Source organism: Amycolatopsis viridis (genome assembly GCF_011758765.1).
In the GTDB taxonomy this organism is placed as follows: Bacteria; Actinomycetota; Actinomycetes; order Mycobacteriales; family Pseudonocardiaceae; genus Amycolatopsis_E; species Amycolatopsis_E viridis.
The window spans coordinates 913,924-937,257 of sequence record NZ_JAANOU010000001.1; the positions used below are offsets into that span (position 1 = coordinate 913,924).

Below are 23,334 nucleotides of genomic sequence, written 5' to 3' on the forward strand. Positions count from 1 at the left end.
GCCGATTTCGCCGCGCTCATCCTACGGTGCTGCTCAGCGACCGTTGACCTCGACATTACTGGAGGTCCTAGCTTGGGGATCATGGAACGGATTCCCTGGCCCGTGTGGCGGATCTCCCTGGTGATCGTCTTCGGCGCCTTCGTGGGCATGCTCGACTCGTCACTGGTCAACGTCGGGCTCGACCGGATCGGCGCCAACCTGGGCGCAACCCTGGACGAGGTGCAGTGGGTCTCCACGGCCTACCTGATCGCGCTCGCGGTGTCGCTGCCGCTGTGCGGCTGGCTCAGCCGGAAGGTCGGCGTGGGCCGGCTGTGGCTGGGCGCCTTCGCGGCGTTCACCGTGGCGTCCGGCTTGTGCGCGCTGGCCGGGAACGTCGAGTGGCTCGTCGTGCTGCGGGTCGTGCAGGGCCTGGCCGCCGGGCTGCTGACCCCGGCCGGGCAGACCGTCCTGGGGCAGGCCGTCGGCCCGCAGCGGCTGGGGCGGGTGATGAGCATCCTCGGCATCGCGGTGAGCAGTGCCCCCGCGATCGGCCCGACCGTCGGCGGGGTGCTGCTGGACTCGCTGTCCTGGCAGTGGCTGTTCCTGATCAACCTGCCGATCGGTGCGATCGGTGTCGCGCTCGGGCTCAGGTACGTGCCGCGCGGCGAGCCCGGCACCCCGGGCCGCCTGGACTGGACCGGCTTCGCGTTGATCGGGCTCGGGCTGCCGCTGTTCGTGTACGCGCTGAGCGCCGTCGGTGAGGGCGGCGGCGGGATCAAGCCGGCGGTGCTGGTGTCGCTCGTGCTGGGGGCGGCGGGCCTGGTGGCCTTCGCGCTGCGGTCGTGGCGGCGCGAGCGGCCGCTGCTGGACCTCACGCTGTTCCGCAACCGGGTGTTCACGGCCGGGACGGTGTCCAGCCTGTTCATCGGCGCGGCGATGTTCGGTGCGATGCTGCTGTTCCCGCTGTACTTCCAGATCCTGCGCGGCGCCGGCGTGGTGGCCACCGGGCTGTCGCTGCTGTCGCTCGGCCTGGGCACGATGGTGGTGATGCCGCTGGCCGGGTGGCTGACCGACCGGCACGGCGGCGGGATCGTGGCGCTCGCCGGCGGGGTCGGCACGGTGCTCGTCACGGTGCCGTTCGCCTTCCTCGGCGCCGATGCCGATCCGGTGCTGCTGCAGGTGCTGTTGTTCCTGCGCGGCATGGCGCTGGCGCTGTCCGCGTCCCCGGCCGGCACCGCCGCGTTCGCCTCGGTGCGGCGCGAACAGCTTCCGGACGCCACCACGACGCTGAACATCCTGATGCGCGTGGGCGGCGCGGTCGGGGGCGCGACGATCGCGGTCGTGCTGTCCCGCCTGCTGCCCACCGGGGCCGAGCACGCCTTCCAGGTCGCGTTCTGGTGGCTGACCGGGGCATCCGTGGCGGCGCTGGCCGCCGCGTGGTGGCTGTGGCGGGTGCAGTGGCATGAGCGGATCCAGCCGGCCGTGGTGCCGGCATAAGCTGAGGTCATGACGCTGCGGCAGCTGGAGTACCTGGTGACGATCGTGGACACCGGTTCGTTCACACGGGCCGCCGAGCTGCTGCACGTGACGCAGCCCGCGTTGTCGCACCAGGTGCGGGCGCTGGAGCGGGCCACCGGCGGACCGCTGCTGGAACGGCTGCCCCGATCGGTGCGGCTGACGCCGATGGGCCGCGCGATGCTGCCACACGCGCGGGCCACCCTGGCCGCGGCGCAGAAGTCCGTGTCCGCCGCCCGGCAGGCGGCGGGCCTGCAGTGCGGCGAGATCATGGTCGCGACCGTCTACTCGCTGAGCCTGGGCGTGCTGCCGCCGGTGCTCAAGGCGTGGCGGCGCGCCCATCCCGGCGTGCACGTGCGGCTGTTCGAGCACCGGCACGCCGGGGAGCTCGCCGAGGCGATGGCGCAGGGACAGGCCGACCTCGCCGTCGGCCCGGAACCGTCCGATTGGGACGGTCCGGTGCACCCGCTCGGCGAGGAGGAGTTCGTCGTGGTGGTGTCCCCGGACGACCCGGCAGCCGGTGCGACCCGGGTGCGGCTCGCGGACCTCGCCGACCGGGAGTGGGTCCACTACGCGCCCGGCAACGGTCTGGCGGACCTGCTGGACCAGGTGTGCGGAGCGGCCGGGTTCCAGCCGCGCGCCGCGGTCCGGACCGAGCAGACGGCCGCGGCGCCGTCACTGGCCGCGGCCGGCCTCGGCCCGGCGCTGGTGCCGGCGAACGTGCTGCCGGCGCGGTTCCCCGGGCACCTCCTGCGGCCCGACCCACCCGTGCGGCGCGCGGTGACCGCCTACACCCGCCCGGCCGCCGATCCGGTGACCTCGGCGTTCACCGACCTCCTCCGCCGGAAGGCGATCCTCGTGCCGGGCCACGTCGAGCGGTGCCTCGGCTGAGCCTGCCGCGCTATATTCCAGCCTGCCGACCGACTGGGAGGGTCGATGGAGGAGAGCCCCTGGCCGTCCGACGAGGCGCTCCGGGCCTGGGTGCACTACCTGGGCGCGCACACGCTGGTGGAACGCGCCATCGAACGGCACCTGCACGACGCCGCCGGCATCTCCCACGCGGAGTACGAGATCCTGGCGCGGCTCGACGGCGCGCCCGGCCGCCGGATGCGCATGGGCGAGCTGGCCGCCGTGTTGTTCTCACCGGGCAGCAGGCTCAACTACCGGATCAACCGCCTGGCCGGCCTCGGCTGGGTCCGCCGGGAACAACACCCGACGGACCGCCGCGGCCTCTACGCCGTGCTGACCGGCGCGGGGGCGGACTTCCTGCACGGCGTCGCACCCGGCTACCGGCAGGCCGTGCACGACGCCGTGATCGCCCCCCTCACCGGCGACGAGTTCGCGGAACTCGGCCGGATCAGCCGCAAGCTGTTCCAGCACCACCTCGCCCGCGGGAACTAGGGCACCAGGACCAGGCGCCCGCGCAGACCGCCCGCAGCGAACCGGGCCGCGGCCTTGGCCGCCTCGGCCAGCGGCAGGGTTTCGGCCACCCGGAGCGTCAAGTGGCCCGCGGCGGCGAGACGGGACAGCCCGGTCAGCGCGGTCCCGTCGGCCGCGATCCGCACCGGCTGGATCCGGATGCCGCGGTAGTTGTCCGGGCCGTTGCCGATCACGGCGGCGAACGCGCCCCCGTCCCGCACCGCGTCCAGCGCGGCGTACCCGAGCACCGCGGCGTCGAGGACACCGTCGACCCCGCCCGGTACCCGCTTGCGGACCCCCTCGGCGAGGATTTCCGTCCGCGGCACGAAGAACTCGGCTCCGAAACCGCGGACCGCCTCCTCGTCGTGTTCGCCCGCGGCGGCCACGACCCGCAGGCCGCGCAACGCCGCCAGCTCGACCGCGAACCCGCCGACCCCGCCGGCCGCCCCGGTCACCAGGAGCGTCTGGCCGGTCTTGAGGTTCAGGGCGTCCAGGGCCTGCAGCGCGGTGAGCGCGTTCAGCGGCAGGGTCGCCGCCGCCACCGGGTCGATGCCGGCCGGGGCCGGTGCCACCGCGGCGGCGTCCAGGACGATCTGCTCGGCCCACGCGCCCTGCGGATCGGCCAGGCGCGCCCGCAGCCCGATCACCGGGTCACCGGGCGCGAACGCCACGCCGGCGCCGGCTTCCTCGACCACGCCGGCGACGTCCCAGCCGATCGCGGCCCGCCCGGCCGGGACGACGCCGGTCCCGGCGAACAGGCCGGCCGCGGTGGCGAGGTCCACCGGGTTCACGGTGGTGGCCGACACCCGGATCCGCACCTGACCGGGTCCGGGAACCGGAACCGGTACGTCCACGACCTTCAGAACCTCGGGACCGCCGAACTCCTCGACGACGACAGCACGCATTTTCGTCTCCTCCGGAAATTTTTCGATGGCGTGTGCAGTCGTGGAGAACGAGCGGGACGAACCGCCGCATCCCGCCGCACGGCACGCACTTTCAAGTGCGTAGGACACCCGGAGGTGCCATGGCGACCCTGACCGCCGCGCAGCGCAGGCAGCAGGACCGCGCGGCCTATGACGCGTTCCTGGCCGCCTGCCCCGCGCGCAAGGTGCTCGAGCGGATCAGCGACAAGTGGGTCACCCTCGTGCTCGCCGCGCTGGGCGACGGCCCGAAGCGCTACCGCGACCTGACCCGGATCATCGCGGGCGCGAGCCAGAAGATGCTGACGCAGACGTTGCGCGCGCTGGAACGCGACGGGCTGGTCGCGCGGACCGTGACCGCGGAGGTCCCGGTCCGCGTCGACTACGAGCTCACCGAGCTGGGCCGGAGCCTGCACGCCGTGGTGCGGCAGCTCAAGGACTGGGCGGAGTGCCACATCGCGGAGATCGAGCAGGCGCGCACCGCTTACGACTCCTGAGGCAGCCGGGCCAGGAAGTCCGCCAGGACGGCGTCGAACTCGGCGGTGCGTTCCAGGTTCGGCAGGTGCGCGGCACCGGCGATGACCGCCAGCTCGGATCCGGGGACGCTCGCGTGCAGGAACTCCGCTTCGGCCACCGGGGTGTACTCGTCCTGGTCGCCGACGACGACCAGGGTGGGCACGCCGACGCCGGCCAGCGTCGGCACGTAGTCGGGGCGTTCGGCCCGGCCCCGCAGCGCGGCGGCGGCGCCCTCCGGCGAGGTGCCGCGCATCATGCGGTGGACGTGCTCGGCGACGTCCGGCATGGCCTCGACGTTGGCCGGCGCCACCATCTTCGTCAGGACCTCGTCGGCGTACGGCCGGAGTCCTTCTCGGAGCAGTCGGTCCGCCATCTCGGTGCGGTTGCGCCTGCCCGCGGCGGTCTCCGCGCGCGGTGAGGTGTCGGCGAGGACCAGGCCGCGGATGCGATCCGGAAACAGCCGGTGGCACTCCATCACGATCTGGCCGCCCATCGACAGCCCCGCCAGGACGAACCGGTCCACAGTCAGCCGGTCGAGCAGGGCGGCCAGGTCGCGGGCGAACGTCGCCAGCGGGGTCTTGCCCGGCACGACTGTCGTCTCGCCGTACCCGCGCAGGTCCGGGGCGACGACCCGCCAGCCCCGCGCGCTGAAGTGGTCCAGCTGCGGCTCCCACATCGAGCGGTCGAACGGGTGCCCGTGGACCAGGACCAGCGCCGGTCCGGATCCCTTGTCGTCGTAGCCTGCGGTGATCTCGCCGATCTCGATCGAACTCATGGCGATGACGGTAAGTGCGCTGATAGAATCGGTGCAATAAAAACATTGCTCTCGGTGCAAAGGTGGAGTGGGTTGGTGCGGGACTACCGGGTGATCGCCGACGCGGTCGCGGCCGACATCGCCGCCGGACGGCTTCGGCCGGGGGACCAGTTGCCCCCGCAGCGCCGGTTCGCGCGGCAACGGGGCATCGCGGTGTCCACCGCGGCCCGGGTCTACGGCGAGCTGGTCCGGCGCGGGCTGGCCGTCGGCGAGACCGGGCGGGGCACGTTCATCCGGGCCGCCCGGCCGAAGCCGGAGTCCGCGCTGGCCGAACCGGCGGCCGCGACGGTCGACCTGGAGCTGAACTTCCCGATGCTGCCCGGGCAGCCCGAGCTGATCGCCGCGAGCCTCGGGCCGGCGCTGCGGCCGGACCTGCTCGCCCAGGGGCTGGGGCCGTCGGTGGTGACGGGCGGCGCGCAGGCGCGGGCGGAGGCCGTGCCGGTACTGGCGCGCGGCGGGTGGTCGCCCGATCCGGCAGACCTGCTGTTCACCGGGAACGGCCGCCAGGCGATCGCCGCCGCGATCGCCGCGCTGGTGCCGCCCGGCGAGCGGCTGGGGGTCGAGGCGCTGACCTACCCGGTGGTGAAGGGCATCGCGGCCCGGCTCGGGGTCACGCTGGTGCCGCTGGAGGTCGACGAGCACGGGCTCGTGCCGGACCTGCCGCCGCGGCTGCGTGCGATCTACCTGCAGCCGGCGGTGCACAACCCGCTGGGTGTGACGATGCCGGATGCCCGGCGTGCGGAGGTGGTCGAGGCGGCGCGGGCGCGGGACCTGCCGCTGATCGACGACGGCATCAACGGCTTCCTGCGGCCGGATGTGGCGCCGCTGGCGGCGCTCGCGCCGGAGCGGACGGTGGTGCTGGACAGCCTGTCGAAGCGCTTGGCGCCCGGGCTGACGCTCGGATTCGTGGTGGCGCCACCGGCGCTGCGGGAGCGGCTGACGGCGGCGGTGCGGTCGGGCGGCTGGGCGGCGGCGCAGTTCCCGTTGACCGCCGCAACGAGGCTGATGGGTGACGGCACCGTGGCGAAGATCGAAAGCGCGAAGCGCGACGACGCCGCGGCGCGGCAGGAGCTGGTTCGGTCGCGGCTGGCCGGCTTCGCCGTGTCGGCGGACCCACGCGCGTACCACTGCTGGTGGCGGCTGCCGGAACCGTGGCGGGCGGAAACGTTCGTGGCGGCCGCCGCGCGGCGCGGCATCGCCGTCACCCCGGCCGCGGCGTTCGCCGTGACCCCCGGCCGGGCCCCCACGGCCGTGCGGCTGGCGCTGTCCGCCCCGCCGGCCGATGTGCTCGCCACGGCGCTCGGCACGCTGGCCGAACTGGCCCGCTCCAGCCCCGAGGACACCGGCATGGAGTGACTCGCCGCGCGGGAAGGCGCCACCGCGCCTAGGTTCGGAAGCCATGACCAGCCAAGAATCCGGACCGCGCGGCCTCGCCGCAGATTTGCGGGACGCGATCGCGCCGCGGACCGTGCTGCTCGTGCTCGGCGTGCTGCTCCTGCAGCTCGGCTTCATCCTGTCCTACGTCGGCGCCTTCCACAGTCCGTCGCCGCACCGGGTGGCGGTCGCCGTGGTCGGTCCACAACAGACGGTCGAGGCGATCAACGGCATCCACGGCACCCCGATCGACGCCTCCGCCAGCCCCACCGCGGACGACGCCCGGCAGCGCGTCCTCGACCGGGACGTCGAGGCGGCCTACCTGCTCAACCCGTCCGGCACCACCGACACCCTCCTGGTCGCGACGGCCGGTGGGCCGGCGCTCGCCACCGCCGTCGAGCAGGTCTTCACCCAGCTCGGCGCCGCCCAGAACCGCACCCTGGACGTCCGGGACCTCGTCCCGCCGCAGCCCGGCGACGCCCGCGGCCTGACGGCCTTCTACGCCGTCGTCGGCTGGCTCGTCGGCGGGTACCTCGCCGCGGCCGCGCTCGGCATCGCGAAGGGCTCCCGGCCCGCGACCCTGCGCCGCACGGCGATCCGGCTCGCCGCGATGGTGCCGTACGCGGTCGTGTCCGGCCTGGGCGGCGCGCTCGTCGTCGACCAGGCCCTCGGCGCCCTGACCGGGCATTTCCTGTCCCTGTGGTGGATCGGTGCCGCCCTCACCTTCGCCGCGGCGACGGTCACGATGGCCTTCCAGGTGCTGTTCGGCGTCATCGGCGTGGGCATCACCGTGCTGATCTTCGTGATCCTCGGCAACCCGAGCGCGGGCGGCGCGTACCAGACCGAGCTGCTCCCGCCGTTCTGGCGCGCCATCGGTGACTGGCTGCCCAACGGGGCCGGCACCGAGGCGGTCCGCAACGAGGTGTACTTCGGCGGGAACGCGACCGGTGGGCCCATTTCCGTGCTGGTGATCTGGGGCGCGGCCGGGCTGGTGCTGACCCTGGTCGCGTCCGCGTTGCGGATCCGCCGGGAAACCGGCGGTGATTCCACTACCCTTGACGGATGACGCAACGCCCGCTGCCCACCGGCGCCGAAGCCCTGGCCATGATCGCCGAGGCGCGCAAGGCGCTGTGGGTCATGGTCGGGTTCCTCGCCGTCATCTGGATCATCCAGATCGGCAACTGGGCCACGGGCTACCAGCTCACCCTCGACCTCGGCATCAGGTCGCGGGACGTGAGCTCGCTGCCGGAGATCTTCACCGCGCCGTTCCTGCACGGGAGCTGGGGGCACATCGAGAACAATTCCGGGCCGCTGTTCATCTTCGGGTTCCTCGCCGCCTACCGCGGGGTGCGCCGGTTCCTCGCCGTCACCCTGCTCATCGTCGTCGGCAGCGGCCTCGGGGTGTGGTTCGTCGCCGGTGCCAACACGGTCACCGTCGGTGCCAGCGGTGTCGTCTTCGGCTACTTCGGCTACCTCATCGTGCGCGGCGTGTTCGACCGCCGCCCGATCGACATCGTGATCGGGCTGGTGATGGCCCTGTGCTTCGCCTACCAGTTCACCGCGCTGTTGCCGGCCGAGGAAGGCATCAGCTGGCAGGGGCACCTGTTCGGGTTCGGCGCGGGCGTGGTCGGGGGCTGGGTGTTCCGGGAGCGGCGGCACAAGCAGGTCGAGCCGTCGCCGGCGGACCCGGCGGTCCTGCTCGACCCGCCGAAAGCGTCCTGAGCGACCCCGTCACTCGCCGGGTGCGCCCGAAACTTCCTTCGCCCGGGCGAGCAGCACGTCCCGCTCCCGGGCGTTGCGCGTCATGCCCGCTGCCCGCTCGAATTCCGCCCGTGCCTCCTCCGGGCGGCCCAGCTTCGCCAGCAGGTCGCCGCGCACGGCGGGCAGCAGGTGGTACCGGGCCAGCGCCGGCGACTCCGCCAGCGCGTCCACCAACGGCAGCGCCGCCGCGGGACCGGAAGCCATCGACACCGCCACCGCGCGGTTGAGCTCCACCACCGGCGACGGCGCCACCTGCGCCAGCTCGCCGTACAGCGCCGCGATCCGCGCCCAGTCCGTGTCCGCACTGGAACCTGCGCGCGCGTGACAGGCCGCGATCGCCGCCTGCACCGTGTACGGCCCGCGCGTGGACGCCAGGCGCTCTGCCCGCTCCAGCGCCGCCAACCCGTGGTTGATCAGCAACCGGTCCCACTTGGCGCGGTTCTGGTCCAGCAGCAGGATCGGCTCGCCCTCGGCGGTCACGCGCGCCCGGGTTCGCGACGCCTGCAGCTCCATCAGCGCGAGCAGCCCGAACACCTCGGGCTCCGCCGGTGCCAGCCCGGCCAGGATCCGTCCCAGCCGGATCGCGTCGGCGCACAGCTGCGGCCGCATCAGGTCGTCCCCGGCCGTGGCCGAGTAGCCCTCGTTGAAGATCAGGTACACGACCTCGAGCACGGACCCCAGCCGCTCCGCCAGTTCCGCGCCCACCGGCACCTCGAACGGCACTTTTTTCTGCGCCAGCGTCCGCTTCGCCCGCACGATCCGCTGCGCCACCGTGGCCTCGGGCACGAGGAACGCGCGCGCGATCTCGTCCGTGGTCAGCCCGCCGAGCAACCGCAACGTGAGGGCGACCCGCGCCTCGGTCTTCAGCACCGGGTGGCACGCCGTGAAGATCAGCCGCAGCAGGTCGTCCGGCACCTCGTCCGGCTCGACCTCGATCGCCTGCCGCACGGTCTCCAGGTCGAGGCCGAGCTCCTCGTGCTTGCGCTCGGCCATCTTCACGTGCCGGAAGTGGTCGATCGCCCGTCGCTTGGCGATCGTCATCAGCCACGCGGCCGGGTTCGACGGCACGCCGGAAGCCGGCCACTGCTCCAGCGCCGCCACCAGCGCGTCCTGCGCCAGCTCCTCGGCCAGCCCCACGTCGCGCACCATCCGCGTCAGTGCCGCGATCAGCTTGGCGGACTCGATCCGCCACACAGCCTCGATGGTGCGGTGTGCCTCGGTGACCGTCACGGCCACCGAGCACACCACCTCGCCGCGGCGAGGGCAAGTCGTTACCGGCCGTGCTGCTCGGCCGACTGCTGGCGCATCCGCTCCTCGGCCTCGCGCAGCTCCGGCGTGTACGCCTCACCGAAGTCCTCGGGCGCGAACACCTGCCGGATCTCGATCTCGGCGTCCTCGAACGGGGCGCGCTTGAGCCATTCGACGGCCTCCTCGCGCGACTTGACGTCCAGGATCCAGAACCCGGCGAGCAGCTCCTTCGTCTCGGCGAACGGGCCGTCGATGACGCTCGTGCCCTCGTTCGTGTACTTCAGCCGCACACCCTTCGAGCTGGGGTGCAGCCCCTCGGCGGCCAGCAGCACACCGGCCTTGACCAGCTCCTCGTTGAACTTGCCCATCGCGGTGAGCTCCTGCTCAGTGGGCAGTACGCCGGCCTCGGTCTCCTCGCTCGCCTTCACCAGCACCATGAACTTCATCGGTCGTCTCCTGACGTCGGTGGTTCCTTCCGTGGAACCGTTCACGATGACATCGATCGAGCCGAGCGCGAATCGACAAGGCAGGACAATTTTCGTCCGGGAATCTCAGCTGACCCCGGTGAGCACGAGAACCCGCTGCTCGGTGAGGTCGTCCATCGCCGCGCGCAGACCCTCCCGCCCGGTGCCGGACTCCTTCACCCCGCCGTAGGGCATCTGGTCGGCGCGGTAGCTCGGCACGTCGCCGATCACCACGCCGCCGACCTCCAGCCGCGCCGACGCCTCGAACGCGATCCGCAGGTCGTGCGTGAAGATGCCGGCCTGCAGGCCGAACCGCGAGGCGTTGACCCGGGCGAAGGCGTCCTCGACCGAGTCGACCGGCGCCAGCGACAGCACCGGACCGAAGATCTCCTCGGCGTTGACCGCGCTGTCCTCCGGAGCACCGGCGAGCACGGTCGGCGCGACCAGTGCACCCTGCCGCGGCCCGCCGGCGAGCAGCTCGGCGCCGGCCGCGACCGCGTCGTCGACCCACGACTGCACCCGCACCGCGGCGGCCTCGTTGATGAGCGGCCCGACCTCGGTGTCCACGTCGAGCTTCCGCACGTGCGCGACCACCCGGTCGGCCAGCTCGGCGTAGACGTCGCGGTGCGCGTACACGCGCTGCACCGAGATGCACGACTGCCCGCCCTGGTAGGTGCCGAAGGTCGCGATCCGCTGCGCGGCGAAGTCCAGGTCCGTCCAGTCGGGGCAGACGATCGCCGCCGCGTTGCCGCCCAGCTCCAGGGTCACGTGCTTGCGTGGCACCCGGTCCTGGATCGACCAGCCGACCGGGCCGGACCCGGTGAACGACACCACCGGCAGCCGCGGATCGGCGACCAGTTCGCTCGCCGCCTCGTTCGGCATCGGCAGCACCGACCACGAACCGGCGGGCAGATCCGTTTCGGCGAGCAGCTCGCCGAGCACCAGCGCGGTCAGCGGGGTGGCCGGCGCGGGCTTGAGCACGATCGGGCAGCCGGCCGCGATGGCCGGGGCGACCTTGTGGGCGACCAGGTTGAGCGGGAAGTTGAACGGGGTGATGCCCAGCACCGGTCCGCGCGGGGCGCGCCGCACCAGGGCCAGCCGTCCGGCCGACGCCGCGTCGGTGTCCAGCCGCTGCAGCTCGCCGGAGAAGCGGCGGGCCTCCTCCGCGGCCCAGCGGAAGGTGGACACCCCGCGCCCGACCTCGGCGCGGGCCCACTTCAGCGGTTTGCCGGACTCGGCGTGGATCAGGTTCGCGATCTCGTCGGCGCGTTCGCCGAGGCGGCGGGAGACGTGGTCGAGGGCATCCGCGCGCGCGTAGGCGGGCAGCTGCGCGACCTCCTGCCGCGCTTCGTGGGCGGCCGCCACGGCGGCTTCGATGTCTTCGGCGGTGGCGTTGCTGGTGGTCCCGGCGAGCGCGCCGTCGCGGGGGCTGCGCACGTCGACGACATCCGTGCTCGACGCCGGACGGCCGGCGACCCAGTAGGGGAAGGTCATGCGTCCAGCATCGGTCCGGCCGCGCCGGACGGAAATGGCCAAACTGGCCAATCGGATGTCGCGGAACTGGACAAAGTGGCAGAGTGGGCGCATGCCGGTGACCCTGCGGCGGCTGCTCGCCGATCCCGCCCTCGGGCTGCGCGTCCTGGCCGGGGAGTCCGGGCTGGACCGCCCGGTCGGCTGGGTGCACGTCAGCGAACTGGACGACCCGACGCCGTTCCTCGAAGGCGGTGAACTGCTGCTCACCACGGGACTGCGCCTGGTGAGCGACGCCGCGTACGTGGCGCGGCTGACCGGACGAGGGCTGGCCGGCCTGGGGTTCGGCATCGGCCTCAGCCACGCCGAGGTGCCACGCGAACTTGTGCGAGCGGCGGTCGCGGCCGGCATGCCGCTGCTCGAGGTGCCGCGGCGCACGCCGTTCATCGCGATCAGCAAGGCCGTGTCGGCGGCGCTCGCCGCGGACTCCTACGCCGAGGTCACCGCCACCAACGCGGCCCAGCAGGAGCTGACGCGCGCGGCGTTGCGCGGGCCGGATGCCGCGGTGCGGCGCCTCGCGCGGCTGCTCGGCGGGTTCGTCCTGCTGATCGACCGGCGCGGGGCGGTGGTGCGCGCCGCGCCGGCCGCCGCGGCCACCCGGCTGGCGTCGGTCACGGCTGAGCTGGCGCGGTTGCACGGCGGCCCGGCGAGCGCGAGCTTCGAGGTGGACGGGCAGCACGTCGTCGTCCAGGTGCTGCGGCACCAAGGGTTCCTCGTGGCCGGGCGGCCCGAGCCGTTCGACCGGACCAGCCGGTACGTGCTCAGCGCCGCCGCTTCGCTGCTCACGCTGGCCCTGACGCGGGTGCGCGGCGTCGAGGACGCCCAGCGGCGCCTGCGGACCGCCCTGATGCGGCTGCTGCTGGCCGGGCAGCGTGCGCTGGTCGGGGAGATCGTCGAGCTGCCACCGGAACCGGTGGAGGTGTTCGCGCTGACCGGACCGGCCGAGCAGGTGCTCGACGCGCTCGACGGCGGTCCGGCGTTCTGCGCGGAGCTGGACGGGTTCGTGGTGGCGATCGCTCCCGAGGGGTACCGGATGGCGGGGCTGACGGGCGGCGTCGCGGCAGCACGGGGGTACGCCGATCTGGCTGCCGCGCACCGGCACGCGGTTGGTGTGGCGGCGACCGCGGAGCTGGTGCGGTTCCGTGGTGACCTGGTGTCGTTGCTGCCGGCAGAGGACGCGCAAGCGTTCGCGGCCATGGTGCTGGAGCCGGTGGCGCGGCACGACGCGGCCGGGCGGGGCGACCTGCTGGTGTCGCTCGCGGAGTGGTTGCGGTCGCACGGGCAGTGGGACGCGGCGGCCACCCGACTGGGCGTGCACCGGCACACGCTGCGGAACCGGATGGCGAAGGTGGCCGAGCTGACCGGCCGGGACCTGGACGACCCGGACGTCCGGACGGAGTTGTGGATGGCGTTGCGGCTGCGGGGACTCGTGCCCGGCGGTGCCTGAGCCGGATTCCGCACCCGGTCCCGGACGGGCGGCTTAGGGTCGGGGGGTGTCTGTGCGCGAGCTGGTGGTGCTGGGGACCGGGAGCCAGGTGCCGACCCGGACGCGGAACCACAACGGGTACCTGCTGCGGTGGGACGGCGAGGGGTTGCTGTTCGATCCGGGGGAGGGCACGCAGCGGCAGATGCTGTTCGCCGGAGTGGCGGCGAGTTCGATCACGCGGATCTGCCTGACCCACTTCCACGGCGACCACTGCCTGGGAGTGCCGGGCGTGGTGCAGCGGCTGTCGCTGGACGGGGTCCGGCATCCCGTGACCGCGCATTTTCCGGCGTCCGGCGCGGAGTACTTCGGGCGGTTGCGGCGGGCGAGTGTGTTCCACGAGACGGCGGAGCTGGTCGAGGCGCCGGTTTCGGAGCCGGGGGTGATCGCGCGCGGAGCGTTCGGTGAGCTGGTGGCCCGGCGGCTGTCGCATCCGGTGGAGTCGTTCGGGTACCAGCTGGTCGAGCCGGACAACCGGCGGATGCTGCCGGAGCGGCTGGCGGCGCTCGGCGTGTCGGGTCCGGCGGTCGGGCGCATGCAACGCGAGGGCTTCGTCGAGCTCGACGGGCGCCGGGTCGAGCTGGCCGAGGTGAGCGAGCCGCGCCGGGGCCAGCGGTTCGCGTTCGTCATGGACACCCGGCTGTGCGACGGGGTGTTCGAGCTGGCCGATGGGGCCGATCTGCTGGTGATCGAGGCGACGTTCCGCTCCGCGGACGCCGCGCTGGCCACCGAATACGGCCACCTGACGGCGGCACAAGCCGGGCGGGTGGCGGCCGAGTGCGGGGTGCGGAAGCTGGTGCTGACGCACTTTTCGCAGCGCTACGCCGACCCGGAGCAGTTCCGCGTCGAGTCGGCGGAGACCTTCGGTGGCGAGATCGTGGTGGCCGAGGACCTGGGGCGGGTAGCGGTCCCGGCACGACGGACGACCCGGTCGGCGGCCGGCTAGGGAGTGCCGACAGTGGTGTGCGTGGCGGTGCGGGGTAGCGCCGCCCACCGCAAGCGGCCGGGGCTACCGGTCCGCCCGGCCGTCAACCAGCACTATCCACTGTGGATGGTGGCTCCGTGGGGATGGTCGCGGCCTGCACCGGGTCCAGCGCTCTGCCGTCGGCGAAGTGGACCTCGAACTGGTGGCGGCCGAGGGTGGTGGTGAGCCGGGCCGCGATGCGGTCGACGTCGTGCCGTTCGGCGGCGGGTAACGGCGCACCGGTGGCTTCGCGGAGAGCAGTGGCTGCGCCCAGGAGCCGGGCGGCGTGGCCGGCCCGGCCGGCGAGACCCCAGGCGCCCGCAGAACCTTCCAGCGCCAGCGCGATCGCGCGGGGGTCGCCGGTGTTGCGGGCCGCCGTCAGGCCTTCCGCGTGCAGGGCCAGCGCCGCCCGGACGTCACCCCGCTGCTCGGCGGTGAACCCCAGCTCCGCGAGGATCAGAGCCACCCCGGGTTCACCGTCCATCCGGCGGCACCAGTCGAGCCACCGGCGCAGGTGCGCGTCCGCCTCGTCGAGCTTGCCCTGCCGTCGCGCGCTCAGGCCCAGCCCCACCTCGGCGAACTGCTCGCCGCGCTTGTGGGAATGCCGTGCGGCCAGCCGGCGTGCCCGCTCGTGGAAATCGTCCGCGGCCGCGAAATCGCCCTGCAGCAACGCGATCCGGCCGAGACCGGACAGCTGGTACGACGCCTCCGTCCACATGCCCAGCTCCTCGGCGTTGCGCAGACCCTCGCGGTGCAGTTCGGCGGCGCGCGGGTAATCACCGGCGATTTCCGCCAGCGAGCTCAGCACCTCGCGCGTCTTCACCACACCCCACCGGTCCCCGAGGTCGGTGAACAGGGCCGCGCTCGCCTCCGCGTCCCGCCGCGCCGCCGCGAGGTCACCCCGCGGCCGTGCCTGTGCGGCACGCGTGCACAAGGCCGCGGCGACACCCCACCGGTCTCCCAGCGCGCGGAACCCCGCCAGTGCGCGGTTGATGCGCTCGGCAGCGGTCGGCAGGTCGCCGGAGCCGATCAGGCTCATCGTCAGGAACCAGCGCGCCCGCGCCTGACCGGGCGGATCGTCCAGGTCGTCGTACCACGCCAGGACCTTGTCGGCTTGCTCGGACAACCCCGGTTCGTCTCCGAGCTGCGCCGCGAACCCCGCCTGCCACGCCTGCGCGCGCGCCCACAGCAGCGTCGGCGCCGGACCGTCGACCGCGAGGGCGGCCGTGATCGACCGGTGCCCCTCCCGCAGCCGTCCGCGGAGGAACCAGTACCAGCTCAGCGCGTTCACCAGCCGCAGAGCGTGCTCGGCCTGCCCGTGCCGCACGGCGTGCTCCAGCGCCGCCCGCAGGTTCGCCGCATCCGCGTCGAGCGCGTCGAGCCAGCCCCGCTGATCAGCACCGCGCAGCCCGGGCTCGGCCTCCTCGGCCAGCGCCAGGTAGTGGTCGAGGTGCCGCTGTCGTTCGGTCCCGGTCTCGCCGGCCTCGGCGAGCCGCTCCAGCCCGTACGCGGCGACGGATTCGAGCAGCCGGTACCGCGGGCCGGATGGTGTCTCGATCATCGCGACCAGCGACTTGCCGACCAGCCGTGCGAGCACGTCGGCACCGCCGCACACCGCCTCAGCCACGGCCAGGCCGCAGCTGTCGGCCTGCACGGCGAGGCGCCGCAGCGCCCGCCGTTCGTCGTCCGTGAGGAGTTCCCAGCTCCAGTCGATCACCGCCCGCAAGGTCTGTTGCCGGGCCGGCGCACCGCGGTGGCCGTGCGCCAGCAACCGGAATCGGTCGTCCAGTCGTTTCCGCAGCTCGTGGACACCCAGCGCCCGCGCCCGGGTGGCCGCCAGCTCCAGGGCCAGCGGCAACCCGTCGAGCCTGCGGCAGATCTCCGCCACCGCCGCCGCGTTGTCCGCCGTCCGGGCTGTTCCGGCCCGGACGGCGAACAACTCGGCGGCACTCGCCGGATCGAGCGGCGGCACCGCGTACAGGACCTCACCGGCCAGGCCGAGCGGCTCCCGGCTGGTGGCGAGGATCCGCAGACCCGGCGCCGCGCCGAGCAGCGTGCGGACGAGTGCGGCGACCTCGTCCGCCCGGTGCTCGCAGTTGTCCAGCACCAGCAGGAGACGCTTCGCGCGCAGCGCCTCCGCCAGCTTCGTGTCGTCGCGCACGTCGAGCACCGTGGCCACGAGGGTGGCCGGCGGGCCCTGGTGCCCGGCGAGCTCGGCGAGCCACACCCCGTCGGGCGCGCCGCCGCCGGCCCGGGCGGCGACGGCCAGCGCCAGCCGGGTCTTGCCCACCCCGCCCGGCCCGGTGAGGGTGACCAGGCGGTGCGCGGCGAGCAGGTCGCCCACCTCGGCCTGGTGCACCTCGCGGCCGAGCAACTCGCCCACCGGCGCGGGCAGGTTGCCGGCCGGCCACGGGTCCAGCGCCGGATCCTGGGTCAGGATCGCCCGGTGCAGCGCCGCCAGCTCCGGGCTCGGGTCCTGACCCAGCTCGTCCGCCAGCCGCGCTCGCAGATCGGCGAACCCCGCGAGCGCCTCCGCCGGGCGCCCCGCCGCGTACAGGGCACGCAGGTGGACCGCCCGCAGCCGTTCGCGGAGCGGGTGCCGGTGCACCAGCTCGCCCAGCTCGTCGGCGAGTCCGGCGTGCTCGCCGAGGTCGAGCCGGACCTCGGCGTACTCCTCCAGCGCGGCCAGCCGCTGCTCCTCCAGCTGCTGGGCGAACGGCCGCGCGAACTCCTCGTCGGCGAAGTCCGCGTACGCCGGGCCCCGCCACAACCCCAGCGCCTCGGCGAACAACGCCGATTTCGCGCGGGCGTCACCGGCCGCCCGCGCCTGCTCGACCAGCACCGTGAAGCGGTCCGCGTCCACCGCCTCCGGCTCGGCGCGCAGCAGGTAGCCCGGTGGCCGCGACACCACCAGACCCCGGCCGCCGGGCTCGGCCTGCTCCAGCACCCGCCGCAGTTGCGACACCTTCGTCTGCAACGCCGCCGCCGGGTTCACCGGCAGCTCACTACCCCATACGTCGTCGATCAGCCGGCTCGCCGCCACCGGCCGTCCCCGTCGCCCGATCAGATCCGCGAGCAGCGCGCGGATCTTCCGCTCGGGCACGCGAACGGGCAGCCCGTCCGCTCCCCACACCGTCAGCGGGCCGAGCACCCCGAATCGCACCTCACCAGGGTAACGACGACCACCGACAGAAAACCGGAACCGAACCGAAAGCGGTGCGCTCCAGGGTGGACGGCATGGAAACACCCGGTACCAACGTGGCCGTGCTCGGTCTCGGCGCGATGGGGCAGGCGCTCGCCGCCGCCTTCCTCGGCGCCGGTCACCGCACCACGGTCTGGAACCGCACCACGGGGAAGGCGAAATCCCTGGTCGAGGGCGGTGCACACGAAGCCGCCACGGTCGAGCAAGCCGTCGCCGCGGCCCCGCTGGTCGTCGTGTGCCTGCTCGACAACGCGGTCGTCACCGACGTACTCGCCGGCACCGACGTGGCCGGCCGGACCGTGGTGAACCTGACCAACGGCACCCCGCGGCAGGCTCGTGAACTCGCGGAATCGTTCGCCTGCCGGGGTGCCGAGTACGTCGACGGCGGCATCATGGCCGTCCCGCCGGGCATCGGCACCGACCAGGCGCTGCTGCTGTACTCCGGCTCGCAGCCCGCGTTCGACCGGTACCGCGACACGCTCGCCGTCCTGGGTACGCCGCAGTTCCTGGGCACCGAGCCCGGGCTGGCCGCGCTGTCCGACCTGGCCCTGCTGACCGGCATGTACGGCCTGTTCGGCGGGGCGTTGCAGGCGTTCGCCCTGGCCGGTTCGGGGGGCGTGGCCGCACGTGACTTCGTGCCGATGCTCCAGCAGTGGCTCGCCGCGATGGCGACGAATCTGCCGCGCTTCGCCGAGGAGATCGACACCGGCGACTACGCCACCGGGGTGGTCTCGAACCTGGCGATGCAGGCCGCGGCCTTCCCGAACCTCATCCACGTCAGCAGGGAACAGGGCCTGCGCCCCGACCTGCTGATGCCCCTGCACGCGCTGATGACCGAGCGCGTCGCCGGCGGCCACGGTGCCGAGGACTTCACCGGCATCGTCGAACTGATCCGCACCCCTGAGGAGAACAAGTGAACTACCAAGGCAAGAAGGCCGTCGTCGTCGGTGGCACCCACGGCATCGGACGGGCGATCGTCGAAGCGTTGCTCGACGGTGGCGCGGAGGTGCTGCTCACCGGCTACAACGAACGCAACATCGAGGCCGCCCGCGCGGAGCTGGCCGCCCGTGTCGTCCGGTCCGACACCTCCGACCTGACGCAGATCGCCGCGCTCGGTGACCGGGTGGCGGCGGAGTTCGGCCAGGTGGACGCCGTGTTCGTGAACGCGGGCGTGGCCTACGTGCGGACCGTCGAGGAAACCACGGAGGACGTCTACGACCGCACCTTCGCCGTCAACGCCAAGGGTGCGTTCTTCACCGCGCAGCGGCTGGCCCCGCTGGTCGCCGAGGGTGGCGCGATGGTGTTCACCAGCTCGGTCGCGGACGAAGGCGGCTCCCGCGGCATGGCCGCCTACGCCGGGTCGAAGGCGGCGGTGTGGTCGTTCGCGCAGGTGCTCGCCGCCGAGTTGCTCCCGCGCGGGATCCGGGTGAACGCGGTCGCGCCGGGATTCACCGACACACCGACCATGGGCGTCACCGAGGCGACCGACGCCGACCGCGCGGCGTTCCGGGAGATCGGCGACGAGCGGACGCCGATGAGGCGTCACGCGCACCCCGGCGAGGTCGCCGACGCGGCGCTGTTCCTCGCCTTCGGCGCGACCTTCTCGACAGCGGTGAAACTGCCGGTCGACGGTGGTTTGAGCCGCCGTCTGGGATAGGACGCACATCACACGGGTGGGGGATAGTCGCTGGTCCGGCAGGTGTGGTCCAGGCGGGCGTGGGTAGCCACTTCCTCGAAAGCGCTTCAGAAACGGGGCGCGGGTTGCTCGTGCAACGGAAGGAGAGAGGCCAGTGGCAACGTCCAACCTGGCGGCCGTCGACTTCGGCCAGGGTGTGTCCAACGCCTGGAGCGCGGTCGCGACCTTCGTGCCGAAGTTCGTCGCGTTCCTGGTGATTCTGGCGATCGGTTGGTTCATCGCCAAGGCGCTGAGCAAGATCGTGAATAAGGTGCTCGAGCGGGTGGGGTTCGACCGGGTGGTCGAGCGTGGTGGTATCAAGCAGATGCTCGCGAAGAGCAAGTACGACGCGTCGGACATCATCGCCAAGCTGGTGTACTACGCGATCCTGCTGATCACCTTGCAGTTCGCCTTCGGCGTGTGGGGCCCGAACCCGGTGAGCGGGCTCCTCGCGGGCATCGTCGCGTGGCTGCCGAAGGCCGCGGTCGCCATCATCATCGTGGTCATCGCCGGTGCGATCGCCCGCGCGGTGAAGGACCTGATCAGCGGTGCCCTGAGCGGCCTGTCCTACGGCAAGACGCTGGGGACGATCGCCGCGGTCTTCATCTGGGCGCTGGGGATCATCGCCGCGCTGAACCAGATCGGTGTCGCCACCACGGTGACCACACCGGTGCTGGTCACCGTGCTCGCGATGGTCGCCGGTGTCGTCATCGTCGGCATGGGCGGTGGCCTGGTGAAGCCGATGCAGCAGCGCTGGGAACGCTGGCTGGGCCGCGCCGAGGAGCAGATTCCCGCGGCGAGGGCGCACGCCGATGCCTACCAGCGCGGTCGGGAGGATGCCACCCGCGCGACCACCGCGGAGGCGCCGACGGAGGAGATGAGCCGGCCCACCGGTTCGGTGGGGTCGGACAGCGGCGCGACCGCGCGGCCGCCGGAGAGCTTCCGGTAACCGGGGAAGCAGCGCGGGACGGCCGGTCCGGTCACGGACCGGCCGTCTTCGCGTCAGCGGAGTTCCAGCTCGAAACCCTTGCGGTAGCCCGGATCGTCCATCGAGCTGGCCAGCGAGCAGACCGCGAGCAGGCGGAACGTGAGCCAGTCCATCGGGCCGGTCTCCGGACCGTGCGGCACGGCGAGCCGCCATCCGGCTTCGCGGGCGTGGTCGAGCAGGCCACGGGCGTAGCCGGCGAGCAGCACGACACCGGCGACCGCCGTGGATCCCTCGACGCCTGCGGCCAGGATGTCGCGCACCGCGGCCGAGTGCTGGTCGACCACCGCGGCGAGCCCGGGCGCGGTGGCCACGGCGGCGATGAGCCCCGCGGCTCCGAGCTGGCTGTGCAGAGAGTTCAACGTCCGGCGGGACGACCGTTCCGCCCAGACCGCGGCCAAACCGAACATGCCCCCACGGTAGCCGCCGGATTCGATCAAGGGTGCCGGGGTGGTGCGGTGAAACGCGCTGTCAGCAAGGGAACACGGGTAGTTTCGGGACGCGTGGGGCGGCATCGGCTCGGCGGTTTCCGCTCGGCGAACGACCGGGCGCGCTACGACGCGGTCTACGACGAAGGGCTGCGTGCCCTGCCGGAACCGGCCGCGGTGCACGACGTGCCGACCGCGTTCGGGACTGTCCGCGTGTACCGGTTCGGCGCCGGCGGGCAACCGCTCGTGCTGCTGCCCGGCCGGTGCGGCACCGGAGTCGGGTACCGGACCGCGATTCCGTCGCTGGTCCGGCGGCATCGGGTGTACGCCGTGGACCTTCTCGGCGAGCCCGGCCGCAGCGCGCAGACCGCCCCGATCCGCGACGCCGAGGACCAGGCACGCTGGCTGGATGAGATGCTCGCCGGACTCGGCCTCGGTGCGGCGCACCTGTTGGGCGTCTCGATGGGCGGCTGGCTGGCGTGCAACCTGGCCGTCCGCCGTCCGGAGCGGATCGCGTCGATGACCCTGGTCGACCCGGTCGCGACCTTCGCGCCACTGCCGCTCGGCGTGTTGTTGCGGGCCGCGGCGGCCGGTCTGCCCTCCGTGTCCAGCTGGGCCCGGCCGCGGTTCCTCGCCTGGATCGCCGGGCCGGATGGCGCCGACCCGGCCGAGTGCGTGGAAGGCCGGGTGATCAGTGCCGGCATGCAGCACTTCCGGATCGCACTGCCCCGGCCGGTTCCCTTCACCGGCCGGCAGCTGCGGGATCTGCGGGTGCCGGCGCTGGTGATCATCGCCGGGCGCAGTGTGGTGTACGATTCGCAGCGTGCGCTGGCCCGCGCACGCGTGCTCCGGCACGCGGCGGTCGAGCTGTGGCCGGAGACCCCGCATCGCGTGCCCGCGGACCGGGCCGCCGAGCGTTTCCTGACCCACTGGTCCTGACTGGTCCGGTGTGGACAGTCACGCGCCGTCACCGCGATCGGCCGGGTGGGCGCGGCTCCTCCAGCAGCATCGCGCGCAGCAGATCGCGCGCCTGCTGCCGGATCTGCACCGAGTCGCCGTGGCCGCCGATCGTCCACAGCAGCTCCGCCAGTGCACATCCGGCCGTCTTCTGTAGTGCACCGAAGTACTGCGCGAAATGCGGTGCCCACCGGCCGTGCAAGGTCACCAGCAGCTCGTCGCCGAACTGGTTGCGCAGCACGATCTCCTCGCCCTCGCGCGCCTGGGTCCAGAACGGCAGCGCGCCCGCCAGCGAGCGCCACTGGTCCGCCAGCTCGGCGATCCGTTTCCGCTCCAGCCGGTCTTCCTCGTCCTGCCGGTTCATCGCGCACTCCTCACCCTCCGTGCACGACGCTAGAACAGGTGTTCGATGATCACAAGGTGGGGTGGGGCGGATCTCCCCGGCGCGTCACCCGCTCCGCAGTGCGCGGCGCAGCAGCTTCCCGGACACCGTCTTCGGCAGCTCCGCCAGGAACTCCACCTGCCGCGGATACTTGTAGGCCGCCAGCCGGGCCCGGCAGAACGCGATCAGCTCGTCAGCCGCCACCGAATGGCCCGGCCGCAGGCTGACGAACGCCTTCACCGTTTCGCCGCGGTACTCGTCCGGCACGCCGACCACAGCCGCTTCCCGCACGGCCTCGTGTTCGTACAGCACGTCCTCGACCTCACGCGGCCACACCTTGTACCCGCCCGCGTTGATCTGGTCCTTCTTGCGGTCCACGACGTAGAACCAGCCCTGCGCGTCCATGTACCCGACGTCCCCGGTGTGCAACCGGCCGCCGGGAAGCGCTTTCTGCGTCTCCGCCGGCTTTCCCCAGTACCCGGGCACCACCTGCGGCCCCGACGTCACCAGCTCGCCCACCTCGCCGGCCGGCACGTCGTGACCGTCGTCGTCGACCACGCGGACCACCGTGTCGTACACCGGCACCCCGACCGACAACGCTCCCGACGCCGGGTCCACCGGGGCGACCGACCCGAACGGCACGGCGTGGGACGGCGAGGTCGTTTCGGTCAGGCCGTAGCAGTTGTGGATGTAGGTGCCGAACATCGCCCGGAACGCCGTGACCGTGCTGGGCGGGATCGGCGCTCCGCCGGAGTAGATCTTCGTCAGGCTCGCCAGCGCCTCCCGGTCGGCGCCGGGCACGTTCATCAACGCGATGAACACCGTGATCGACCCGATGGTGAACGTGGCACCCTCGGCGCGGACCGTGCGCAGGGTCTCGGCCGCGTCGAACCGGTGCATGAGCACCAGCGGTGCGCCGATCAGCAGGGCGACCGCGACGTGCGCGATCAGCCCGGTGATGTGGAACAGCGGCGCGACCCCGAGGATGACGTCGTCGTTGCCGAGGCCCACCCAGTCCCGGTAGGTCTGGGCGTTGAAGACGACGTTGCGGTGTGTCGACATCGCGCCCTTCGGCGGTCCCGTCGTCCCGGACGTGTAGGTGAGGAAGGCGACGTCGTCCGGCCCGAGCGTGACCTCCGGCGGCGCCACGCCGCGGAACCGCGCGAGCATGCCGGCCAGATCGACGGTGCCGGGGCAGTCCACCGGATCGGCGGGAGCCGCCCGGTACTCCGATTCGGACGTCGTCAGGACCGTCCGCACGGCCGTCGCGGACACGACCTTCGCGGCCACCTCGTGCCACAGCGACTGGAGGGTGACCAGCACGGTCGCGCCGGAGTCGGTGAGCACCTGGCCCAGTTCGCGTTCCCGGTTCATCGGGTTGACCGGCACCGCGATCCCGCCCGCCTTCCACGTGCCGACCTGGGCGATCACGAACTGCGGCACGTTCTGCGCGTAGATCGCGACCCGCTCGCCCGGGGCGAACCCGGCGTCGGTGATGCCGGCGGCGAACGCGTCGGTGAGGTCGTCCAGCTCGCGCAGGGTGATCCGGCCGCCGAAGTAGCGGAGGATCGCACCGCCGGGATCGCGCGCGACCGACGCCCGGAACATGGCCAGCGCGCTGTCGTGCTCGACGGTGATCCCCGCCGGCTGCCCCGGCGGGTACTGCGCCAGCCACGGCCGGTCGTCGTAGACGCTCATCACCGGCGATGATCCGCTCC

22 protein-coding genes are annotated in these 23,334 nt (G+C 73.0%); 13 read left to right on the top strand and 9 right to left on the bottom strand.

The annotated features are described in order from the left end of the window. Positions 1-81 precede the first annotated feature (81 nt). The 3 genes from FHX46_RS04625 to FHX46_RS04635 are packed head-to-tail and all read left to right on the top strand — an operon-like array spanning position 82 to position 2,895. Positions 82-1,476: an MDR family MFS transporter gene (locus FHX46_RS04625; RefSeq protein WP_208400002.1), complete on the top strand. Its 1,395-nt coding sequence runs from the start codon at positions 82-84 to the stop codon at positions 1,474-1,476. A 9-nt stretch (positions 1,477-1,485) separates the two neighbouring features. Further along, a complete protein-coding gene (locus FHX46_RS04630) occupies positions 1,486-2,385 on the top strand; it encodes a LysR family transcriptional regulator (RefSeq protein WP_167110954.1) in 900 nt (299 codons plus the stop codon). Between the two features lie 45 nt (positions 2,386-2,430). Next, positions 2,431-2,895 (top strand): MarR family winged helix-turn-helix transcriptional regulator, encoded by a 465-nt coding sequence (locus FHX46_RS04635; protein ID WP_167110955.1) that lies wholly within the window; start codon positions 2,431-2,433, stop codon positions 2,893-2,895. Here the strand turns inward: FHX46_RS04635 and FHX46_RS04640 are convergent. Then, the gene (locus FHX46_RS04640) at positions 2,892-3,818 is read right to left on the bottom strand and encodes an alcohol dehydrogenase catalytic domain-containing protein (protein ID WP_167110957.1); all 927 of its coding nucleotides are present in this window, start codon (positions 3,816-3,818) and stop codon (positions 2,892-2,894) included. The genes FHX46_RS04635 and FHX46_RS04640 overlap by 4 nt on opposite strands. 119 nt (positions 3,819-3,937) lie before the next feature. Here FHX46_RS04640 and FHX46_RS04645 point away from each other — a divergent pair, with 119 nt between their 5' ends. Next, a complete protein-coding gene (locus FHX46_RS04645; RefSeq protein WP_167110958.1) occupies positions 3,938-4,330 on the top strand; it encodes a winged helix-turn-helix transcriptional regulator in 393 nt (130 codons plus the stop codon). Here FHX46_RS04645 and FHX46_RS04650 read toward each other — a convergent pair. Beyond that, positions 4,318-5,124 carry an alpha/beta fold hydrolase gene (locus tag FHX46_RS04650; RefSeq protein ID WP_167110960.1) on the bottom strand — a complete coding sequence of 269 codons (807 nt, stop codon included), beginning with the start codon at positions 5,122-5,124 and terminating at the stop codon, positions 4,318-4,320. The two genes, FHX46_RS04645 and FHX46_RS04650, sit on opposite strands and share 13 nt — an antisense overlap. Positions 5,125-5,199: 75 nt before the next feature. Here FHX46_RS04650 and FHX46_RS04655 point away from each other — a divergent pair, with 75 nt between their 5' ends. Genes FHX46_RS04655 through FHX46_RS04665 form a run of 3 tightly spaced genes read left to right on the top strand, consistent with a single transcriptional unit; the run spans position 5,200 to position 8,259 of the window. After that, positions 5,200-6,519, top strand: coding sequence for an aminotransferase-like domain-containing protein (locus FHX46_RS04655; protein ID WP_167110962.1), 1,320 nt, complete (start codon positions 5,200-5,202; stop codon positions 6,517-6,519). 43 nt (positions 6,520-6,562) lie between these two features. Continuing rightward, complete coding sequence (locus FHX46_RS04660) at positions 6,563-7,603, top strand: ABC transporter permease (RefSeq protein ID WP_167110964.1); 1,041 nt, start codon at positions 6,563-6,565, stop codon at positions 7,601-7,603. Continuing rightward, a complete protein-coding gene (locus FHX46_RS04665) occupies positions 7,600-8,259 on the top strand; it encodes a rhomboid family intramembrane serine protease (protein ID WP_167110966.1) in 660 nt (219 codons plus the stop codon). Before FHX46_RS04660 ends, FHX46_RS04665 begins: the two co-directional genes overlap by 4 nt. A gap of 9 nt (positions 8,260-8,268) precedes the next feature. On the opposite strand, the gene FHX46_RS04670 is transcribed toward FHX46_RS04665, so the two are convergent. The 3 genes from FHX46_RS04670 to FHX46_RS04680 form a co-directional block, all read right to left on the bottom strand. Next, positions 8,269-9,528, bottom strand: coding sequence for an RNA polymerase sigma factor (locus tag FHX46_RS04670; RefSeq protein WP_167121118.1), 1,260 nt, complete (start codon positions 9,526-9,528; stop codon positions 8,269-8,271). A 41-nt stretch (positions 9,529-9,569) separates the two neighbouring features. Next, positions 9,570-9,992, bottom strand: coding sequence for a YciI family protein (locus FHX46_RS04675; RefSeq protein ID WP_167104045.1), 423 nt, complete (start codon positions 9,990-9,992; stop codon positions 9,570-9,572). Between the two features lie 105 nt (positions 9,993-10,097). After that, positions 10,098-11,504, bottom strand: a complete 1,407-nt coding sequence (locus FHX46_RS04680; RefSeq protein WP_167110969.1) for an aldehyde dehydrogenase family protein — start codon at positions 11,502-11,504, stop codon at positions 10,098-10,100. 91 nt (positions 11,505-11,595) lie between these two features. Between FHX46_RS04680 and FHX46_RS04685 the strand changes: the two genes are divergently transcribed. Together FHX46_RS04685 and FHX46_RS04690 are read left to right on the top strand one after the other, a co-directional pair. Next, positions 11,596-12,987: a PucR family transcriptional regulator gene (locus FHX46_RS04685; RefSeq protein ID WP_167110971.1), complete on the top strand. Its 1,392-nt coding sequence runs from the start codon at positions 11,596-11,598 to the stop codon at positions 12,985-12,987. A gap of 46 nt (positions 12,988-13,033) precedes the next feature. Beyond that, positions 13,034-13,969, top strand: a complete 936-nt coding sequence (locus FHX46_RS04690; RefSeq protein WP_167110973.1) for a ribonuclease Z — start codon at positions 13,034-13,036, stop codon at positions 13,967-13,969. Between the two features lie 82 nt (positions 13,970-14,051). On the opposite strand, the gene FHX46_RS04695 is transcribed toward FHX46_RS04690, so the two are convergent. After that, positions 14,052-17,150, bottom strand: a complete 3,099-nt coding sequence (locus tag FHX46_RS04695) for a BTAD domain-containing putative transcriptional regulator (RefSeq protein ID WP_167110975.1) — start codon at positions 17,148-17,150, stop codon at positions 14,052-14,054. On the opposite strand from FHX46_RS04695, the gene FHX46_RS04700 reads away from it, so the two are divergent. From FHX46_RS04700 to FHX46_RS04710, 3 genes are all read left to right on the top strand, one after another. Further along, positions 17,144-18,106, top strand: coding sequence for an NAD(P)-dependent oxidoreductase (locus FHX46_RS04700; RefSeq protein WP_449224101.1), 963 nt, complete (start codon positions 17,144-17,146; stop codon positions 18,104-18,106). The two genes, FHX46_RS04695 and FHX46_RS04700, sit on opposite strands and share 7 nt — an antisense overlap. Beyond that, a complete protein-coding gene (locus FHX46_RS04705) occupies positions 18,103-18,846 on the top strand; it encodes an SDR family NAD(P)-dependent oxidoreductase (RefSeq protein WP_167110979.1) in 744 nt (247 codons plus the stop codon). Before FHX46_RS04700 ends, FHX46_RS04705 begins: the two co-directional genes overlap by 4 nt. A 133-nt stretch (positions 18,847-18,979) precedes the next feature. Next, a complete protein-coding gene (locus FHX46_RS04710; protein WP_167110981.1) occupies positions 18,980-19,813 on the top strand; it encodes a mechanosensitive ion channel family protein in 834 nt (277 codons plus the stop codon). Positions 19,814-19,866: 53 nt separating this feature from the next. On the opposite strand, the gene FHX46_RS04715 is transcribed toward FHX46_RS04710, so the two are convergent. Continuing rightward, complete coding sequence (locus FHX46_RS04715; protein WP_208400004.1) at positions 19,867-20,259, bottom strand: DUF6401 family natural product biosynthesis protein; 393 nt, start codon at positions 20,257-20,259, stop codon at positions 19,867-19,869. A 93-nt stretch (positions 20,260-20,352) separates the two neighbouring features. Between FHX46_RS04715 and FHX46_RS04720 the strand changes: the two genes are divergently transcribed. Beyond that, on the top strand, positions 20,353-21,216 hold the full coding sequence (locus tag FHX46_RS04720; RefSeq protein WP_167110983.1) for an alpha/beta fold hydrolase: 864 nt from the start codon (positions 20,353-20,355) through the stop codon (positions 21,214-21,216). A gap of 28 nt (positions 21,217-21,244) precedes the next feature. On the opposite strand, the gene FHX46_RS04725 is transcribed toward FHX46_RS04720, so the two are convergent. Together FHX46_RS04725 and FHX46_RS04730 are read right to left on the bottom strand one after the other, a co-directional pair. Continuing rightward, a complete protein-coding gene (locus FHX46_RS04725) occupies positions 21,245-21,598 on the bottom strand; it encodes a hypothetical protein (protein ID WP_167110985.1) in 354 nt (117 codons plus the stop codon). 84 nt (positions 21,599-21,682) lie between these two features. Next, the gene (locus tag FHX46_RS04730; protein ID WP_167110987.1) at positions 21,683-23,314 is read right to left on the bottom strand and encodes a class I adenylate-forming enzyme family protein; all 1,632 of its coding nucleotides are present in this window, start codon (positions 23,312-23,314) and stop codon (positions 21,683-21,685) included. Between the last annotated feature and the right edge of the window lie 20 nt (positions 23,315-23,334).

Excerpts from the sequence above, each read along its gene's own strand:
- FHX46_RS04625 (WP_208400002.1), top strand. The coding sequence starts at position 82 with ATGGAACGGATTCCCTGGCCCGTGTGGCGGATCTCCCTGGTGATCGTC.
- FHX46_RS04630 (WP_167110954.1), top strand. The coding sequence starts at position 1,486 with ATGACGCTGCGGCAGCTGGAGTACCTGGTGACGATCGTGGACACCGGT.
- FHX46_RS04635 (WP_167110955.1), top strand. The coding sequence starts at position 2,431 with ATGGAGGAGAGCCCCTGGCCGTCCGACGAGGCGCTCCGGGCCTGGGTG.
- FHX46_RS04640 (WP_167110957.1), bottom strand. The coding sequence starts at position 3,818 with ATGCGTGCTGTCGTCGTCGAGGAGTTCGGCGGTCCCGAGGTTCTGAAG.
- FHX46_RS04645 (WP_167110958.1), top strand. The coding sequence starts at position 3,938 with ATGGCGACCCTGACCGCCGCGCAGCGCAGGCAGCAGGACCGCGCGGCC.
- FHX46_RS04650 (WP_167110960.1), bottom strand. The coding sequence starts at position 5,124 with ATGAGTTCGATCGAGATCGGCGAGATCACCGCAGGCTACGACGACAAG.
- FHX46_RS04660 (WP_167110964.1), top strand. The coding sequence starts at position 6,563 with ATGACCAGCCAAGAATCCGGACCGCGCGGCCTCGCCGCAGATTTGCGG.
- FHX46_RS04665 (WP_167110966.1), top strand. The coding sequence starts at position 7,600 with ATGACGCAACGCCCGCTGCCCACCGGCGCCGAAGCCCTGGCCATGATC.
- FHX46_RS04675 (WP_167104045.1), bottom strand. The coding sequence starts at position 9,992 with ATGAAGTTCATGGTGCTGGTGAAGGCGAGCGAGGAGACCGAGGCCGGC.
- FHX46_RS04680 (WP_167110969.1), bottom strand. The coding sequence starts at position 11,504 with ATGACCTTCCCCTACTGGGTCGCCGGCCGTCCGGCGTCGAGCACGGAT.
- FHX46_RS04685 (WP_167110971.1), top strand. The coding sequence starts at position 11,596 with ATGCCGGTGACCCTGCGGCGGCTGCTCGCCGATCCCGCCCTCGGGCTG.
- FHX46_RS04715 (WP_208400004.1), bottom strand. The coding sequence starts at position 20,259 with ATGTTCGGTTTGGCCGCGGTCTGGGCGGAACGGTCGTCCCGCCGGACG.
- FHX46_RS04725 (WP_167110985.1), bottom strand. The coding sequence starts at position 21,598 with ATGAACCGGCAGGACGAGGAAGACCGGCTGGAGCGGAAACGGATCGCC.
- FHX46_RS04730 (WP_167110987.1), bottom strand. The coding sequence starts at position 23,314 with ATGAGCGTCTACGACGACCGGCCGTGGCTGGCGCAGTACCCGCCGGGG.